Source organism: Sphingomonas sp. Leaf37, from assembly GCF_920939475.1.
In the GTDB taxonomy this organism is placed as follows: domain Bacteria; phylum Pseudomonadota; class Alphaproteobacteria; order Sphingomonadales; family Sphingomonadaceae; genus Sphingomonas.
In genome coordinates this window covers 1-646 of the sequence record NZ_CAKLAX010000015.1, presented here as the reverse complement: position 1 = coordinate 646, position 646 = coordinate 1, and the positions used below count along the sequence as shown (strand labels likewise).

At 59.9% G+C, this 646-nt stretch carries 1 protein-coding gene; it reads left to right on the top strand.

What is annotated here, in order from left to right; genetic code table 11:
* The first annotated feature begins 187 nt into the window (after positions 1-187).
* Entirely contained in the window at positions 188-595 is a 408-nt protein-coding gene (locus LRA87_RS18320) for a hypothetical protein (protein WP_230782560.1), read from the top strand.
* Positions 596-646: the final 51 nt, after the last annotated feature.

Sequence of the window (646 nt, the reverse complement as noted above, 5' to 3'; positions counted from 1 at the left end):
CGTGAAGGTACGACGCCTCTGGCGTGAGTTTTCCTTCACATGTGAGCTGGAGGCGTTGCTTGGTGAAGGCAATCAGCATGACGATGAGAATAGACTGGTGGTGGCCCTCGTAGTCTCCTCACGCCTGCCTGGATCATAAGAACCTCAGACGGAGCGATGGTGCTCCGCGGATCTGAGGAAGCCTGCCATGAAGAAGTTTCTCGCCACGCTCGCCGGTGTCGCTGCCCTGGTTGCTGCAACCCCCGCTCTCGCAAACAACGCGAACATCACCGTCATCAACGACAGCTCGTCCGATATCTCGGAAATCCACATGAGCGATATCGACATGAACGACTGGGGTCGCGACCTGCTCGGCCGTGAAACCCTCTTCGTTGGATACCAGCTGCCCGAGATGTCGCCCTTCGCTGCCCATCGCGACCTGTGCCGCTACGATCTGAAGGTCACCTTCGACGACGGCCGGGAGATGATGATCAATGACTTCAACGCCTGCGAAACCCTGACCCTGCGTGTCCGCGACCGCTCGTTTGTGATCGAGGACCTGAAGGATCACGTCTCCACCCGCCGCGCCATCGCGCCCACCAGCTTCCAGAGCTGAGCGCTTGCCGCCCAACACGCCCCCTTTCCCACCAACGGGAAAGGGGGCTTT

What these genes read in the sequence shown, in the direction of transcription:
- LRA87_RS18320 (WP_230782560.1), top strand. Translation starts at nt 188, where the DNA reads ATGAAGAAGTTTCTCGCCACGCTCGCCGGTGTCGCTGCCCTGGTTGCT.